The sequence below is a fragment of the Sphingomonas sp. DC4900 genome, assembly GCF_049896485.1.
GTDB lineage: Bacteria > Pseudomonadota > Alphaproteobacteria > Sphingomonadales > Sphingomonadaceae > Sphingomonas > Sphingomonas aquatilis.
Map to the genome: position 1 here is coordinate 35681 of NZ_JAFCUK010000012.1, position 15228 is coordinate 50908.

Below are 15228 nucleotides of genomic sequence, written 5' to 3' on the forward strand. Positions count from 1 at the left end.
ACAGTGTCACTGGATCGAGGCCGGTTTGGCGGCGATGCGCCGGACCACGAGATTGCTGTCGGCCCCCAGACGAAGATCGAGCGTGTGCCCGACCCGTCGCGTGAACAGCATCACGCCGGCAACCTCGTCGTGCAGCGTGCCCTTGCCGAAGAAGGTCCGAGAATCTGCCCATTCGCGGCCGTGGATGAAGCGGACGCGATATTGGCCGAGCGGGGCTGGCACGGTGACACGCTCGAAGGCGCGGACATAGACCGACAGCCGGTTCTTCGCCGTCGCCGGATCGAGCAGCTGGACGATGCTATTGTCTGCCGCACCCTGAATGGTCAGGTGGCTTCTGACGGTTCGCAGGTCGACGCTGGAGGAGACGGCGACCGTTCCCGATTCCGGAAAACCGGTGTTCGTCCCCACGATTGACGCGAACAGGCTGGAGGTTGCGCGCTTGATCTGGCCCTGCCCGGCCCAGGCCGCAAGGACCAGTGCGATGGCAACACCGACGCCCAGCGCCTGCCAGTAAGGGGCCGGCGTGAAGCGCGGGCGGGGCCGCCATCGACCGCGCTGATAATCGTGGCCCCTGTTCCTGGCTTCGAACCACGACCCTTTCGATCCGCCAGATATCCAGCTCGCGCTCCCCAGCGGCACCGATTTCCTGAACCCGAAGCGGTTCAGCTCGACCCGTGCCTTGCGATCGTTCCATTGCGTCGCACCGGGATCGAGCCCCTGCCGCTTGCGGTAGCGATCGCGCATATAGTCGCGATCATCGATGCCCATCGACCATCTCCATCGACTGCGAGGGGAGAGCCAGGGGAAACACGTCCATTCTGGACAGCATCGCGTGATCGCGCAGCGAGGCCTCGACGGCGACAACCTCGCTCGAAGTCAGTCCAGGTTCGCGTCGTACGAACAGGATGGTCGACGCCGATCCTGCCAGCCAGCGCGCGATGGAGATCCTGGGCATCAGCCGGTCGTGGTCGGCGAAAGCGTGGGTCGCTCGTCGCACGCCGGCCAGCACGGTCATTCCCCAACGCAGGGCGTGACCGTTTCCAGAATCGTGTCCCGCCGCCTCTGCGACGGCTTCCGGCGGGAGATCCCGTATCAGATCGCGGACGGCCGAAAGGGTCGCACCAGGTTCATCGCCGGCATGCTGGATCGCGCGGAGCAGCACATAGCGCGAAGCGCAGGTGTAGCCCGAGCAAACGTCAGGATCGTCGGGAAGGAACGCTTCGATCGCGGACGAGCGTGCATAGTCGCTCGGATGGTCTGCGAAGAAGTCCCAGTTGCCGCGCGCGGGGTCGATCAGCTGGTCGCGGACCTGGTCGGCGAGTTCGGCGATCGCGTCGCCATCGCCGAATACCGCGAGCCGGCCCCCGTCACCGGCGCGGACCGCTTCAAGCGCCGCTGCCGTCAGATCCGCGGTTTCGGCGATCGTGAGGGTCGCGTGCGTCGGCTCGGGTTGGCGCCGGAAGCGAAAAGGGAAACTACCGTCCACCGGGCGTACCTTGGGTTGCGGGCGGAACGAAAATTCCACCATCGGTGTGGAGCGACGCGCTGACGATTCCGCATCCGACCGCCCAGGCGAAGGTGAAAGCCGCCACCACGGCCGCCAGGAGCCCCGCCTGACGCAGCCGGCGCGTCAGGGGGACGAGCACGCGCGGCGCGGTTGACCGTGGCTCCACGGGCTTCCTGCGGGCCTGTTGGAGATGCTCGGACGCGCCCTCGATCGCATCGCAGGGCGGCGTGTCGAGCCGCGAGGTCCGGCCGATGCGGGGAGCCCCGTGCATATAGTCGCGGTCGGCGAGGCTCATCGTGCTGGCTCGGGCCGGACCCGGAGGGCACGCAGCGGGCGGGTGAGCGGCAGGAGTAAGACGTAGGTCAGGCCGAATATCGCGGCCATCGCGAGCGTTTCGCCGCCCCAGTCGAGCGCATCGTCGCGCCGCGCGAGCTGGCTGCATTGCGCGAGCGTATGGGTGTCGAGATCGCAGGCGTGCCAATGTTTCGTGGCGATCACCTGATCCCAGGTCGGTGGCGACGTGGTCATGCTCATAGCTCCAGTCCGATGTCCTTTTCGGGGTAGGGAAGTTCAGGGCCTTTGGGCTCGACCGGGACGCTGAACCGGGAGAGGTCGAGCGAGGGATCGGTACGGATGTCGATCTTGCCGCCGGTCGAGGGGCGGGCTGTATCTGCGCTCGGCTCGCCTCCGACTTTCTCCGGTCCGCGATCGAGGTCGGGCGGCAGCGAAGGGTTGAACGTCTCGCCCGCGCCGGCTTTCGCCGCTGTGCCGGCAGCGCCGCGATCGGGGTCGATCGACAGCGCGCCGGTGGTCTCGAGTGCCGAGGTCTTGTTGCCCTCGTTGCGCTCGATCGCGGCGGTCAGCTTCTCGCGGTCGTCGGTGAACAGCTGGATGTCGTCGCGGACGCGCGTAACGGTGACGTTGAACAGGCGCTGGTTGGAGAGGTTAGATTCCTTGTGGCTCATCACCGCGATCGCGGTATCGGTGGTGATGCCCTGCGCCGCGTGCATGTTGAGCGCGTAGGCGAGGCTGATCCGTTCCATCATCGGATCGCCCGCCTTCAGCTCGTGGAGCGTGCCGTCGCTCGCCTCCACCTTGATCCCCGACGGGTCGGCCGAGACGACGCGGGCGATATCGTTGTTGTTGAGGCCGCGGTCCTTGTCGTTCTGGGTCCAGCGGATCTTGTCGCCCTCATGCAGCTTGATCTGCTCGCGCTGGGCGAGCTGCATCGCGTCGGTCTTGTCGACCGGCGATATCTTCTGCGGATCGAAGGTCCGTACCCGGTTGCCGATCTGGACCTGAACGCGGCCCTTCGCGTCGACGCCGAGCACGTCATAGGTGCCGGGGCTGAGGCCGAGCTCGCGCATGGCATGGCGCAGGTCGATCACCTGGCCGGGCTTATAGGTATGCGCGTAGCGGAGTTCCTCGCGCGTGACGTTGACCTTGTCGAGGACCGGGGTGACGACGCCGTCCCCTTTCAACGTGCCCTCCGCGGCGAGGCCGTCCTGGATGCGCACGTTGAGCTCTGCGCGCGCGACGCGGCCCGACGAGAACATCGCGGTGGTCTCGCGCTGTTCGGGGGTTAGGCCCAGCCAGTGTTCGGCCGCGGCCTTCACATGCTCGGGGTTGGCGGTGACCTTGTCGCCGAGCATCGCCATCGCCTCGCGCACCTCGCCGCGGTTGGTCAGCGCGGCGACGGTGCGCAGCTGCTCGGTGCGCTGGCGCAGATTCTCGTCCATCCGCGCCATCGTGATCCCGCCGGCCTGCGCGAGCGCGAACGCCTTGCCGGCGTCGACCGCGGTGATCTGCTGGCGATCGCCGATCATCAGGAAGCGATCGACGCCGAGCGCATTGGCGATGCCGACCAGGTGCTTCATCTGGTCGGAACCCACCATCGAGGCTTCGTCGAGGATCAGCGTCGTGCCGGCGAGCGCGTCGCGCGCGCCGTCATAGCCCGCTCCCTTCCCAGCGAGCGCGTGGCGGGCATAGCTGTGGACGAACGAGGAGACGGTGCGGCTCTCGATCCCGGCTTCCGCGCCGAGGCGATCGGCGGTCGCCTTCATGAGCGCGAGGCCGACCACCTTGCCGCCCTCCTGCTCGACGTTGCGCGCGACGCTCGCCAGCATGGTCGACTTGCCGGCGCCCGAGACGCCTTGGACCGCGACGATACGATCGGCGGAGGTCAGCGCCATCGTCGCGGCCGCCATCTGGCCTGCGTTGAGTTCCTTGTCGCCCGATGCGGCGTTGATCCGCTCGATGACGGTGTCGGCGGAGACGATCACCCGCCCCTCCCCCTTGCCGCGCTCGATCTCTGCAAGGATGCCGCGCTCCGTCGCGAGCGCCTCGGGCGTCGTGACATGGGTGACGACGCTGTCGATCCGGTCATCCTTGCCCGGAATCAGCTTCTCGTTGCGGATGAGCTCGGAGACGCGCGCGTCGACATGCGCGGCGGTGACACCCTTCAGCCCGAGGTCGAGCGCGGTCCTGGTGATGTCCGGCACCGCGAACGCGGCTTCGCGTTGGGCATGGATGCGGATCGCGGAGGCGACGGCGTGCTGGGCGCGCAGATCCACCGGCGCGATGCGCAGCCGGTCGAGGCCGCTGGCGACGAGCGGATCGGCGGGTCGGAATAACTCGCCCAGGCTTTCGCGGAGATTGGCCAGGACGTCACCGAGGCGCTCCATCGGTCGTGGCTGGGCATCGAGGCCGCTGGCGCCAGCACGCTCGCGCGCGGCATCGACCAGCGCCTTGCCGTCGAACCCGAGCGCGGCCGCCCGGTCGCGCCACTCCTGACGCAGGGCATCGCGATCCTCGACGTTCAGCTTGGCGTCGCGGGTATTGTTGGTCACCTTGCGCAACGCCTCGGCGGAGGTGACACCGAGTTCGCCGGCTTTCGCCAGGATATCGGCGCGCCGCTGGCTGAAGGTGTCGATCACCTGCTTGGGCACGCCGGCGATCTCGAACTGGCCGTGCTTGCCGGTGACGCTGGTCTCGTAGCCGATCTTCGCCAGCTCGGCGCGAAACTGCGCGTGGTAGGCCGCGCCGATGGTCGTGTTGTTCTTCCACAGCTGCTGGTTGTGGAGCGCCTGCCATGCCCCGTTCGCCATCTTGGTCATGTTGGCGATCAGGACATGGATGTGGCCCTGTGGATCGAGCGCGCGACTCGTGTCGTGCTGGAACAGCGCATAGACGAGGTTGCCGGTTCGCACCGCATCCCCTGACCTGGACTGATCGTAGGTGCGGCCTTCGGCGAAGGTCTTCTCGACCCATCCCATCGTCGCCTTTACGGCGTTCATATGCGCGGTGAGGACACGGGTGTCGCCAGCGACATAGGCCATTACGCTGGCGGACTTCGGCATCGAGAAGGTCAGGTCGACACCGAGCCTGCGACCCTCGACCTGCCCGACCTTTTCGCCATCGGGCATCTCGCCGTTGAGGATCTTCTCGAAGTCTTCCTTGGTCACCTCGCCCTTGAGGCCAAGGTCGGCCGCGCCCACCCCGCCCCAGGCGGTCGCCTCGGACGAATGCTCGGCGGTGTAGTAATCGTCCTTGGCGAAATACTGCGCCGCGCCGGAGGCGGACTTGACGGAAGCGATCGACAGCATCGGCTACATCCCCATGTCCATGTCGTCATCGATCTCCGGCGAATGATCCGGGCCGTGATGACGATGGTGGTGATCGGGGTCGCGCTGCGTCGCAAACCCATCGCGCAATTCGCGGGTCGCCTGGTCCTCGTGGCGATCGGCATCACCGCGATCGGACCGGCTTTCCGGGGCATGGCGTGACGCCTCGCCGCGCGTCGGATCCACCCCGCTCTGCGGACCCGCACGGTTCTCGATCAGGGACACGCCCATGCCGCCGAGTTGGGCATCCAGACTGGATGAACCTCCCGTCACAGGCTTGGAAGGTTCGCCCCCGACCCTCGTTGCGGCATCCGACGCGCGGACGGCATCGACGCCGGTCGGGCTGCTGGCGACGCCCTTGCCGGTTATCTGATCGATCACCACCGGCAGCGACCCGGTGACCTCCATCGCCGCAGCCGCCTTTTCAGCCTCGCTACGCGGCTTCTCGGGCTGCGAGGCGGTCAGGTCCGGCTCTTGCCTTTCCTTCGCCTCCACGCCCCCCACAGGCCGTGTGGGGGTATGCTCGCGGCCACCCTCACCCCCCTCATCCGCGCCATTGTTCCGGGTGTTCTGACGACGCCGGTCTTCCGGCGAGACGTATTCGGTAGGCTTGAAGTTCTTGCGGGGCACCGCCCCCGGCGCGACCTCGGCATAGGAGCGGTATTTGAGTTCGATCCGCGCAGCGGGAAATCCATCGGGAAACTTCACGAAGCCGTGGAGCGACGGCAGGTTGTTGATGTCGTCGGGGATGACCAGCGGCTCGATCGCCGTGCGAGGCGTGAGGGTCGAGGCGTCGCGGGTGTTGTTGTAGCCGTAGCTGTAGGCCTCATCCATCTGGCGGACCTCGCGGCTGCCGATGAACTCGGAGCACTTTTCGGCTGTGGTTCGATCGGCGGTGGCGAGGATCAGCTTGGTGCGCGCAAGTCCGGTGAGCGCGGTCGCGTTCTGCAAGCCATAGGTCGCGACCAGCTTGTCGAACGAGTGGATCCCAAGGACGAACGCACCGCCGAAGTTGCGGGCCGACTGGAGGCCATGCTCGATACCAGGAAGCGCGTGAAGCGCATGGACTTCGTCAAACAGATACCAGGTCCGCAGGTCACGGGTCTTGGGCAGGCGCATGAGGTTGTTGACGGCCAGATCGATCCACAGCGTGAACAGACCGCGGGTCATCTCGAGGTCGTTGTACGAGCCGGTGATGAACATGATCGAGCCGTCGCGATTGTCGGTCGCGATCCAGTCGCGGATCGAGAAGGCGGGCGGGCCGCCCGGGACAGGGTCCGGCATGAAGCGTAGCGCCTGTCCGTTGACGTTCAGAACCGAGCGGATCGATTCCGCCATGCGGGCGGCTTTCTCGGTCGTCAGCGGGGCGGCGATGGTGTCATCGAGCTTGGCGTTGATCGACTTCAGATCGGCCTGCATCAGGTGGTGCGCGATCGCGGCGTTGTTCGCTTCACCCATCTCCTGAAGCTTCAGGCACATCTCGATGAAGAGCATCCGCGCGGCGTTCTGCCAGAACGGTTCCTTGTCGTCGGGATGCGAGGGAATGAGGGCCGATGCGGCCGAAACGAAATCGGCATAGTTGCGGCATTCGTCGAACAGCGTCCACGGCGCGCAACGCTCGTCCATAGGGTTGAGAATGACGTCGGTTTCTGGGTTGTAGAACGTCTCCACGAACACGCCGGTCAGGTCAAAGATGACCGCGCGATGACCGCGCGCGCGAAGCTGCGAGACGTGGCTGCGCAGCTGGGTCGTCTTGCCGGTGCCGGTGGTGCCGATGAGCATGGTATGGCTCTGTTCGAGCCGCCACGGATAGGGGATGCCGGCGATCGTGTATGGAACGTGGATGCCCCGGTCGATCCGATCGAGGATCGGAGCCTTGGCGACGAGTTCGGGGACGTACGGCGGATCGTGTTCGGCGCACTCGGTGCGGAACTTGCGCCGGTTGTGGCCGCTGACAGTTTTGACGAGCACGTCACGCTCGACCAACAGGGCGCCGCGGTTGTGGCGTTCCTGGAGCATGTCGCTGCCGCGCTTGTTTGCCCACATGATGAACCACATGATGATCGGTGCTGCGATGAAGGCCGACATGACGAGTGTCGTCAGGAAGATCTTGACCGTCTTCGCCCAGGCATGAACGACATGGGGTTCGTAGGGGACGTAGCCGATCGGAACCTTGGTCACGATGCCGTTTGGCAAGGTCAGGTTGATGAGGTGGAATTTGTCCCCGCCGACCCACGTCCAGATGGCGGAATAGAGCTTCATCAGGTCGAGCTGGAATTCATGCTCGGCGAGGCCCAGCCAGACGAAGATATTGAACAGGACGATGAACGTCCCCAGCCATATCCAGATGGGCACCTGGAGGCCCGCCCAGGTCATCTTGTACTGACTGGCGAGAAGCTGCGAACCGCGGGTGAAATTGCCCGAGTTGCGGGTGATCCGCCCCCGCGCGGAATGGTGCTTTACGGTCGCCGCCTGACCGTTGAACCGGATGTCGCCGCTACGCATGGAACGTCGCCAGGCGCTCCTTCGCGGCTTCGCGAAGCTGGGGTACGACGTCGCCGTGATCGCGTGTGATAATCACGTCGATCGCCGCCTGCATGTACTCGAGAACGAGGACCGCACGGGTGATGTTGAAAGTATGCTCGGCCTCAGCGAAACGGATACCGAACATAAGCGCAGTGCGCGCGGCCTCAGACCGGGAGCACGACCGTTTCGCGGCTACACGATCAAGTGCCGCAATCTCTTCAGACGAAAGTCTGAAAGCTATCGTCGAGTTAGACATTCACCACCCACTTGAAAGTGGCTGGTGGGGTTTTCGGAGAGTGGAAAATACTACAGCCTGGTCCCGAGGTATAGAGTGAAAACGCATTCACCCTGCAAACAGGGATTTTCGCGCGTTCTCAAGCGCTTAGGGGAGAACCACCAAGGCGTTTGCAGGGGCAAACATGTTTGCCCCTGCAAACACCGGCAATTACAGACACCTAACCTGCGGCGTGCCGCGTACGGTGTGCAAATCCTTAGGGACTGTCGCGGTGGTGGTGGCATCATGGCTGGATGTCCGATCATTGGACTGGGTTCCGGGAGAGTAAGCGCCGCAGGCAGGCGACCACCGGACTGGACCGAAGGGTATTGGGCGGAGCAATCCCGCCCGACGACGGACCTGGCCGAAGGTCAGTGTCCGTCGCCTCATGCTGGTCCGGTAAAGCCGGACCAGCGAGCGATTATGAGTGTCGCTATTGTGCCGGTGGAGCGGTGCTGGCATCGTGGGAAATGGAGGCCGATCCACGATCAGAAAAGGCAGGTCATATGGCACGGAGTATCGAGCAGGAACGGGCACAGCTTGAGGCGGACGAACAGCGGCTCAACGAACGCCGCAAGCAACTGGCCGATCGTGAGCGTTCGGAGCTGCTGAAGGAGGTGGAACGGTCGGGGTTGATGAAGGCCGATCCTGCCCAGTTCAGCGCGATCATTGGAGCGATCAAGAAACTCGGGATCGCCGAGACCGTGAAGCGCCTGACCGCGTAAGCGGGTCAGCGCGAAAGCGGGCTCAAGCCCATCATGCAAATAGAAGGGGAGCTGCCGTTAGGCGCTCCCCTTTTCAATGCTTGGGCTGAGCTGGCGACGCTTCGGTCCATTCAGGCAAAAGAATGGGGAGCATCGAGGCGAAGCCCGATGCCCCCCGACGCGATGGCGACTGGAGGGAGGCTATCCCCAGACCATGCGTATCCCGTCACTGGTGTCGGCCTGAGCAGCGAGGGTGTCGAAGCGTTCGAGGTAACGACCATCGAGGCGACCAAGGTCGCGGCGAACATAGGGCTGGCCGAGTGTCTCGCGTAGTTGCCCGATGGGCATGCTCCCGCAATTATCGTCCGAAAGTCGTAGCGCATCGAGGACGTGGAAGGCGTTGCCGTTCGCGAGATTGATCTCCGCTGCGCCGTCCGGGGTGCTGGCGACGCGCATCGTGATCGTGCGGGTCGCGTCATCGTGCCAGAAGCGCACGTTGAGGCCACGGAACTGGGCTTCCTCGACCACGGCGATGACACCCACATCGTGATCGAAGATCGCGCAGATCGACGCGAGCGACCAGGGGCAGACGCGAGCTTCGAACGAGCACGACACGAGGGGGTCATCATCCTCGTCTTCGAGCAGCTGGCCACGTTCGCGGGCGAAGGCGCGGAACGCGGCAAGCTGGCGGGCGGTGATGACGGCGGGCGCGGCGTCGGCTTTGCGATCGACGCTGAGGAAGAAGGTGATCGACATGGTCTGTCTCCCATTGGAACCATCATCTCCGGTTCCCCTCCCCTTCCGATCCGTCAGGATCGGCATGGCCGATCACGGGGTCATGGGTCGGTCCGCAGGACCGGGTGCCCGAGCGATGCGTAGCTGGTGCTCGCAATGCGCAGGCATTGCGGCACCGCGAGCGAGCCGGGCTTCGGTCGGACTGCGCCGGTCGATGCGTAGCGAGCGCGACACGCGCAGGCGTGGCCGCGATGCGAGCGAGACGGGCGCGGTCGATAAGCGGGTGCGATCGGCACGAGCGAGGCGTAGCGAACCGGCGATCCGAAGGGATCGCCGTGAAGCGAGCGAGCCGTGCCGGTCAGCTCCTGCGCGATGGCATCGGCACGGTGCGATGCGCAGCGGCAGCGCAGGCGATGCGACGGCATCGCCGCGCCCGCCAGCGAGCCGTGCCGATGCGGCAAGCGACATGCCGGGTGAGACGCGCCGGTCGATGCGTAGCGAGCGCGACATGCGCAGGCGTGGCCGCGATGCGAGCGAGACGGCGTGGCCGATCAATGGGTGCGATCGGCACGGCGCGATGCGCAGCGGCAGTGCAGGCGATGCGACGGCATCGCCGCGCCCGCCAGCGAGCCGTGCTGATGCCGCAAGCGTGACGCCGGTTGAACCGCGCCGGTCGATGCGTAGCGAGCGTGACACGCGCAGGCGTGGCCGCGATGCGAGCGAGACGGCGCGGTCGATAAGCCAACGCGATCGGCACGGCGATGCGTAGCGAACCGGCGATCCGAAGGGATCGCCGTGAAGCAAGCGAGGCGTGCCGATTGGTGTTCAACGACGATCGCCAGTCGTATCGGCCGAGGCGTAGCGCGCTGGTCATCGCATTCAGCGATGACCGCAAAGCGAGCGAGGCGATGCGACGGGTGTCGGTATCGACCCCGGCACCGGCGAGGCGTAGCTGGCAGTGGCAATGCGACGGCATTGCCCTGCCGCGAGCGAGCCGTGCCGAGCGGGCAACGTGGCGTGATCGACCGATAGGTCAGTCCCACGCGGCGCGATGGGGCTCGATGCCCCGGAGCGCCGCCCAGGGCGACGTAAAAAAGGGGAAGGACTCCGGTTGCCCGGAGCCCTTCCGTGGGTGCGTCAGGCGCGGCGGCTGCGCTGGCTCGGCTGCACCGGTGCCTGTCCGTCCTTGCGGAAGACGTGGAGCGGTACGCCGGCGGTACGCAACTTGCGAGCGAAGTCGATCTGGACGCCCGATCCTTCGCAGACGATCGCTTCGACGGGACGCAGCGAGGCGATGCGGTCGTTGCGGAGGAACCCGCCCCGGTTGCCGTGGCGCTTGTCGAGGAACATGCGCACCAGCTTGACCTCGCGCGAGGCCGCCCACGACGCTGCGATGGCGTCGGCACCCTTGTTCATGGCGGTGGTCATCAGGACCATCGACGGGATGCGACGCTTGATCTGGTCGAGGCGTTCGAAGAGCTGCTCGTGGTCGTGCCATTCCATGCCGCCCGAGAAGGCGACAATCGGGCCGCTCGGGTTGTGCTCGTCCCGACGCTTTGCCGCGCGTGCCGCCAGATAGTCGGCACCGTCGATCATCGAGGCGGTCAGCTTGGACGACACCCTGCTGCCGCGGACGGTCGAGAAGGGCCGTCCGGTCTCGACGCGATACACGTTCCCGGCGTGGTCCCGCATGCAGCGCATCGCCTCGGCGCAATTCTCGAGGGTCTGGCAGAGCAGCTGGGTCTCTTCGAGCTCCACCGCGTAGATCTCCGAGGGGTCGTAGCTGCGCACCAGGTCGCCAAGTTTCTTGGCGGCGTCATCCTCACGGCCCTCCATGCGCTTGGCCACCATGTGGAAGCTGTTGACGAAGCCCCATGCGAGGTCGGCGGCGAACTCCTCCATGCGAGTGTCGCGGAACACGTCGAACATCGTCGCCAGCATCTGCTCGACGGCGTGTGCGGCCTGCTCCGGGTCGGGCATGTCCAGCTTCTCGGCTTCGCTGACGATGGAAAGCTTCGCCATCTCGCTCGCCTCGATGAACGCCCCCTGATAGGTCTCGGTGGTGTGCTCGTCGGCGCGGCGCTCGTTGATCGCGCGGCCCATGTCGTTGAAGTTGCTGTACTTGGTCATGATAGCCTCCATGAGTTGAAAATCTCACCTTCTCTCGGTGAGGAATCTCATCCGGCATGCGGCGGTCAGGGCGGTCAGGGACGTTAACCGGGAAGCCGCGGCCCGCAGGGTCGCGGACCCCGGTTAACGCTCGCGCGCGGGGGAGCCGATTTTCTCGTGCCCTGGAGGCGGAGCGAAGCGGAGACGGAAGGGTGCGTGAAAATTGGGGGGACCGCGCGTCCTTGACGGCCCGCCAACCCCGCATGCCAGACTTCCTCATCACAGAGAGAGAAAATATTATGTTGTGGTGGGCACGCCGGGTCGGACCGAGCACGGGCGGCGGTGATGCGCCGGCACGGCGCAGCGCCGTAGAGGCAGCGCCAGTGAGCCCGAGAGGGCGAACCAGCTGCCGTCGCCCGCGCGCAGGACGCCCGGCGCCGGCATAGGGATCGTCACCCGCAGGGCGGAGACCCCGCCAGGGGGCTCCGTGAGGCCCGCCAGGGCCGAATAGAGCCCGGTCCCGCCCACAAGGCGGGACGCCCCGCCCTGCCCCTCTACGGCCGTCCCACAGCCAGCACAGCAGGATCAGCAGGATCAGTCCGATTCATACTCGCCACCGTCATCCCCGGCATCGTAATCCGGCATCTCCTGGATTCCCGGGTCGTCTGGATCGCGGTTGGCATCGGGGTCCTCGCCGTGCGGGTCGGTCTGGATATCCGGTTCGGTTGCGAACCGGATATCTTCACCGATCCGGTCAGCAATGTCCGGCTCGACCGCGCTGTCATCGTCTAGCCAGCAGGAACGCGGACACTGGAGCAGCTGGTGACCACGATGGACGAAGGGCTGGCCGTTCATCAGGATGGGTCGCTCGGCGAGACGCCGGCAGGGTTCATTGCGACGGTTGCGGAAGCCGCACGGCACCGCCAGCGGGGCGAGCGCGACGGCATTGCCGTCGTGGTCGCCGCCGGCGGGTGCCGGCTCGTCGACCCGAGCGACCGGGTCCGGTGCCGCAGGTATCGGCTCGGGCGCGAACGGGTCGCCGTCGAACATGTCGCGCTGGACGGTCATGGTGCCGGACCTTTCAGGTGAGCGCGCGCTGGCGCAAGGCCGCGGTGCGAAGCACCGTGGGCGAGGCGTCCTGCGCGGGCGATGATGAAGCATGCGCGAAGGGCGACGCCCGCAGACGCCGCCCGGTTCGCTGGCCGGTCAGTAGAACTCGGCGCGATCGGCGATGATCTCGCAGCCGTAGCGGTCGTTGCCGTCGCTGTCCTGCCAGCGGGTGTAGTGCAGGCGTCCCTCGATGGCGATGAGGTCGCCCTTCTTGCGGTTGCCGGCGATCGCCTTGGCGAGGCCGTTGAAGCAGGTGACCTTGTGGTATTCGGTCTCCTTGACGGTGAAGCCGTCGTCGCCTTTGTAGGTGTGGCCGTCCTTGTTGAGCTTCGGGCGATCGGTCGCCACGAAGATGGTCGCGACGCTGGTGGCGCGATTGACTTCGCGCAGTTCGGGGGTGCGGGTCAGGCGGCCGACGAGGTTCACGTTGTTCATGGCATTGCCTCCTTGGGTTGGTCGGCGGTCCGTCCGCCGGTGTCACCTGAAGGGCGTCGCGGTTCGGGGCGTCGCACCGGAGGGCGAGCTGGGCCGGCGCGCAGGCGGCGGGCCTGGTCGACCGGAGGGGAACCCCTTTTGCAGGGGTGGTGCGGGCAGCCGCGCGAAGCGCGGCAACACGGCCCTGCCAAAGGGGTTGCGAGGCCCCGGGGCGCGGCGCAGGTGACACGAAACGGCGGATGGGCCGTCGATCAGCCCAAGGTTCCCGCAGGCATTGCCATGGACAAACCTCGTGAACCGCTCATGTCGGTCGCCTGACCCGTACCCCCGAACGACCCGGCGCGAAGGCAGGCGTGCCGCCAGCGTCGCTCGCTGACCGACGTGGTGCCGCTCCGAAGCTCGACAAGGACGGCCGCGCCCGGGCGACGACGCACCGGCAAGGAGACCGGATGCCGCAAGGTCGCCCGACGGCCGACCCTCGCCAGGGCGATCGCCGGCAACCGCATCGGACCTGGGCGTCCTCATCGCCATAGGGGGCAAACGCCTGCCGATACCCGCTGGCAGAACAGCGACGGCTTTACGCGCCGCCCGGCTGCGGGATCATCGCCGATCGTGATGATCTTTCCACTCGGCCAGCGAACCGGGCTGTGTCTGCGGGCGCCGCCCTTCGGGTTGGCGAGGATCGATCGCCTACTCGGTTCGCCGGGTGGGGGTGATCCGATGCTCGACGATCAGCGCCGCGACACGTTGTACGATGCGGCTCGGCACCTCGGCGATGATGGTGCTACCGTCGTTACCGGCGCGAACGTCGGGTCCGACCCATGCGAAATCGTTCACGTCGTCCCACACGATGCGTGATCGGTCATCGAGGCCGAAGGCCTCAATGAATCGCGGCGGCAGAGGGATGGATGCAGCCGGTGAATAATCGCGCGTCGTCAGTGGCACCATCAGGACACGGAGCCTTCCGGCTGAGCGATAGCTGCCAACCACCATGCAGGGGCGGAGTTTCGAGCCGTCCTCGTCGCCCCGGTTATGTTCATGCCGCCAGAGGTAGAAATACCAGATCAGGTCACCGGCTTGCGGTTCAATCGACGTACTGATCGTTCTGGACGGACCCGGCGCTGGGCGTCGCGGTCCTGATGGCGTGGATGGCTTCATCGCTCAACTCCTGCGGCGAGAGCGCGAGGTGATCGAGGCGGGACAAGCGTTCGAACTCGGAGGCGGGTAGCATGACCACGCGGGCAGCGCCGTTGCGCTCGATCGCGATCGGATGCGTCATCGCCTCGTCGTAATAGAAGCCGAACCGCTTCGACACGTCGGTCGATCTGGCCTTTTCGATTGTAGGGGTCATGGTTTCCCTCATCTTTCGTTACGCGGCCGGGGATCGATTAAGCCCTGCGTCCCTCCAGGATGGGACCCTCATCTGGTCCTGCCAATGTTGTAACGGCCATCTTTCTGTTACATGGGAATCCGTATCTTCCGTAAAACGGAAGACAATCCGTACACCACGGACCGCGCGGCTGCAACAGGCACTAACGGCAACAGGGACCGCTTCGGCGATGAAGCGATCCCCGTCGAGGTGGCGATACGGGCGACGCGTCAGCGCCGCCCGATGCCGGTCAGACCCTCTCGTCGACCGGCGCGGTGCTGGCACCCAGCCCGTCTCCGGTGTCATCGCCTGCGCCCGAGGTCGCCACGTCACGGCCATCGGCGGTGAAAGGCAGCGCGGGTTCGCCATCGTCCGCCTTGACCCCGAGCGCGGCACCGACGTCGCGGCGCTTCTGGGCGCGCTGCCACACGACGTTGTACGAGCCGTCGTCCTGGCGGAAGGCCGAGACCTGGAGCGGCGCGGCGAGCGACGGATCGTCGATGCGGCCGTTGAGGAACGCCTCGCCGGTGTTGTTGGAGGTGAGTTCAAAGAACGCGCCGACCTGCACCCACGTCCGGCCCGGGGTGAGCGCATGGATCTCGTAGCGCGGGGCGCGCGGATTGGACGACTGGACCGGCTTCAGCGCGATCGTCATCGCGACCGCGAGGGTGGAAATGCGGCCCATGAAGATGCCCGCGTCGTTCTGCTTGATCTGACCGATGTTCATGACGTGTCTCCTGATGTCGTGCTGGACCCCATGTCCTCGACACCGATCTTCAATCCTCCTCCCCTCCCCGGCCCTTCGGCCGGGCAGGGCGCGATGAGCGCCCCTCACC

16 protein-coding genes are annotated in these 15228 nt (G+C 66.1%); 2 read left to right on the forward strand and 14 right to left on the reverse strand.

From position 1 onward, the window contains the following. Nucleotides 1-6: 6 nt before the first annotated feature. Genes ACP690_RS13435 through ACP690_RS13465 form a run of 7 tightly spaced genes read right to left on the reverse strand, consistent with a single transcriptional unit; the run spans nt 7 to nt 7801 of the window. Nucleotides 7-768: a hypothetical protein gene (locus ACP690_RS13435; protein WP_010409145.1), complete on the reverse strand. Its 762-nt coding sequence runs from the start codon at nt 766-768 to the stop codon at nt 7-9. Next, a complete protein-coding gene (locus ACP690_RS13440; RefSeq protein WP_426261451.1) occupies nt 755-1486 on the reverse strand; it encodes a type IV secretion protein in 732 nt (243 codons plus the stop codon). The genes ACP690_RS13435 and ACP690_RS13440 overlap by 14 nt, the downstream gene beginning before the upstream one ends. Further along, entirely contained in the window at nt 1476-1802 is a 327-nt protein-coding gene (locus ACP690_RS13445; RefSeq protein WP_035386408.1) for a hypothetical protein, read from the reverse strand. Before ACP690_RS13445 ends, ACP690_RS13440 begins: the two co-directional genes overlap by 11 nt. Beyond that, on the reverse strand, nt 1799-2041 hold the full coding sequence (locus ACP690_RS13450; protein ID WP_273335391.1) for a hypothetical protein: 243 nt from the start codon (nt 2039-2041) through the stop codon (nt 1799-1801). The genes ACP690_RS13445 and ACP690_RS13450 overlap by 4 nt, the downstream gene beginning before the upstream one ends. After that, nucleotides 2038-5112 carry a MobF family relaxase gene (gene mobF, locus ACP690_RS13455; protein ID WP_167956373.1) on the reverse strand — a complete coding sequence of 1025 codons (3075 nt, stop codon included), beginning with the start codon at nt 5110-5112 and terminating at the stop codon, nt 2038-2040. Before mobF ends, ACP690_RS13450 begins: the two co-directional genes overlap by 4 nt. A gap of 3 nt (nt 5113-5115) precedes the next feature. Further along, nucleotides 5116-7635, reverse strand: a complete 2520-nt coding sequence (locus tag ACP690_RS13460; RefSeq protein ID WP_167956375.1) for a type IV secretion system DNA-binding domain-containing protein — start codon at nt 7633-7635, stop codon at nt 5116-5118. Next, a complete protein-coding gene (locus ACP690_RS13465) occupies nt 7628-7801 on the reverse strand; it encodes a hypothetical protein (protein ID WP_154651477.1) in 174 nt (57 codons plus the stop codon). Before ACP690_RS13465 ends, ACP690_RS13460 begins: the two co-directional genes overlap by 8 nt. A gap of 635 nt (nt 7802-8436) precedes the next feature. Between ACP690_RS13465 and ACP690_RS13470 the strand changes: the two genes are divergently transcribed. Further along, nucleotides 8437-8655 (forward strand): hypothetical protein, encoded by a 219-nt coding sequence (locus tag ACP690_RS13470; RefSeq protein ID WP_010409132.1) that lies wholly within the window; start codon nt 8437-8439, stop codon nt 8653-8655. A 180-nt stretch (nt 8656-8835) separates the two neighbouring features. On the opposite strand, the gene ACP690_RS13475 is transcribed toward ACP690_RS13470, so the two are convergent. Beyond that, nucleotides 8836-9390 carry a hypothetical protein gene (locus ACP690_RS13475; RefSeq protein WP_426261450.1) on the reverse strand — a complete coding sequence of 185 codons (555 nt, stop codon included), beginning with the start codon at nt 9388-9390 and terminating at the stop codon, nt 8836-8838. 370 nt (nt 9391-9760) lie between these two features. Here ACP690_RS13475 and ACP690_RS13480 point away from each other — a divergent pair, with 370 nt between their 5' ends. Beyond that, a complete protein-coding gene (locus tag ACP690_RS13480; protein WP_010409127.1) occupies nt 9761-10138 on the forward strand; it encodes a hypothetical protein in 378 nt (125 codons plus the stop codon). Between the two features lie 368 nt (nt 10139-10506). Here the strand turns inward: ACP690_RS13480 and ACP690_RS13485 are convergent, their stop codons facing one another. The 6 genes from ACP690_RS13485 to ACP690_RS13510 all read right to left on the reverse strand — a co-directional run bounded on the left by ACP690_RS13485 (nt 10507) and on the right by ACP690_RS13510 (nt 15119). Further along, nucleotides 10507-11499 carry an SLOG family protein gene (locus ACP690_RS13485; protein WP_426261449.1) on the reverse strand — a complete coding sequence of 331 codons (993 nt, stop codon included), beginning with the start codon at nt 11497-11499 and terminating at the stop codon, nt 10507-10509. 573 nt (nt 11500-12072) lie between these two features. After that, nucleotides 12073-12546: a hypothetical protein gene (locus tag ACP690_RS13490; RefSeq protein WP_167956379.1), complete on the reverse strand. Its 474-nt coding sequence runs from the start codon at nt 12544-12546 to the stop codon at nt 12073-12075. Between the two features lie 138 nt (nt 12547-12684). Next, nucleotides 12685-13023 carry a single-stranded DNA-binding protein gene (locus tag ACP690_RS13495; RefSeq protein ID WP_010409121.1) on the reverse strand — a complete coding sequence of 113 codons (339 nt, stop codon included), beginning with the start codon at nt 13021-13023 and terminating at the stop codon, nt 12685-12687. A 690-nt stretch (nt 13024-13713) separates the two neighbouring features. Continuing rightward, complete coding sequence (locus ACP690_RS13500) at nt 13714-13971, reverse strand: hypothetical protein (protein WP_062126514.1); 258 nt, start codon at nt 13969-13971, stop codon at nt 13714-13716. Nucleotides 13972-14107: 136 nt separating this feature from the next. Next, nucleotides 14108-14374 carry a type II toxin-antitoxin system Phd/YefM family antitoxin gene (locus tag ACP690_RS13505; RefSeq protein WP_010409116.1) on the reverse strand — a complete coding sequence of 89 codons (267 nt, stop codon included), beginning with the start codon at nt 14372-14374 and terminating at the stop codon, nt 14108-14110. Between the two features lie 268 nt (nt 14375-14642). Beyond that, complete coding sequence (locus ACP690_RS13510; RefSeq protein WP_024310589.1) at nt 14643-15119, reverse strand: DUF736 domain-containing protein; 477 nt, start codon at nt 15117-15119, stop codon at nt 14643-14645. Nucleotides 15120-15228: the final 109 nt, after the last annotated feature.

Coding starts and splice junctions, on each gene's coding strand:
- ACP690_RS13500 (WP_062126514.1), bottom strand. CDS start 13,971: ATGGTGCCACTGACGACGCGCGATTATTCACCGGCTGCATCCATCCCT.
- ACP690_RS13495 (WP_010409121.1), bottom strand. CDS start 13,023: ATGAACAACGTGAACCTCGTCGGCCGCCTGACCCGCACCCCCGAACTG.
- ACP690_RS13450 (WP_273335391.1), bottom strand. CDS start 2,041: ATGAGCATGACCACGTCGCCACCGACCTGGGATCAGGTGATCGCCACG.
- ACP690_RS13435 (WP_010409145.1), bottom strand. CDS start 768: ATGGGCATCGATGATCGCGACTATATGCGCGATCGCTACCGCAAGCGG.
- ACP690_RS13485 (WP_426261449.1), bottom strand. CDS start 11,499: ATGACCAAGTACAGCAACTTCAACGACATGGGCCGCGCGATCAACGAG.
- ACP690_RS13490 (WP_167956379.1), bottom strand. CDS start 12,546: ATGACCGTCCAGCGCGACATGTTCGACGGCGACCCGTTCGCGCCCGAG.
- ACP690_RS13480 (WP_010409127.1), top strand. CDS start 9,761: ATGCGCAGCGGCAGCGCAGGCGATGCGACGGCATCGCCGCGCCCGCCA.
- ACP690_RS13445 (WP_035386408.1), bottom strand. CDS start 1,802: ATGAGCCTCGCCGACCGCGACTATATGCACGGGGCTCCCCGCATCGGC.
- ACP690_RS13510 (WP_024310589.1), bottom strand. CDS start 15,119: ATGAACATCGGTCAGATCAAGCAGAACGACGCGGGCATCTTCATGGGC.
- ACP690_RS13465 (WP_154651477.1), bottom strand. CDS start 7,801: ATGTTCGGTATCCGTTTCGCTGAGGCCGAGCATACTTTCAACATCACC.
- ACP690_RS13470 (WP_010409132.1), top strand. CDS start 8,437: ATGGCACGGAGTATCGAGCAGGAACGGGCACAGCTTGAGGCGGACGAA.
- ACP690_RS13505 (WP_010409116.1), bottom strand. CDS start 14,374: ATGACCCCTACAATCGAAAAGGCCAGATCGACCGACGTGTCGAAGCGG.
- ACP690_RS13460 (WP_167956375.1), bottom strand. CDS start 7,635: ATGCGTAGCGGCGACATCCGGTTCAACGGTCAGGCGGCGACCGTAAAG.
- ACP690_RS13475 (WP_426261450.1), bottom strand. CDS start 9,390: ATGTCGATCACCTTCTTCCTCAGCGTCGATCGCAAAGCCGACGCCGCG.
- mobF (WP_167956373.1), bottom strand. CDS start 5,112: ATGCTGTCGATCGCTTCCGTCAAGTCCGCCTCCGGCGCGGCGCAGTAT.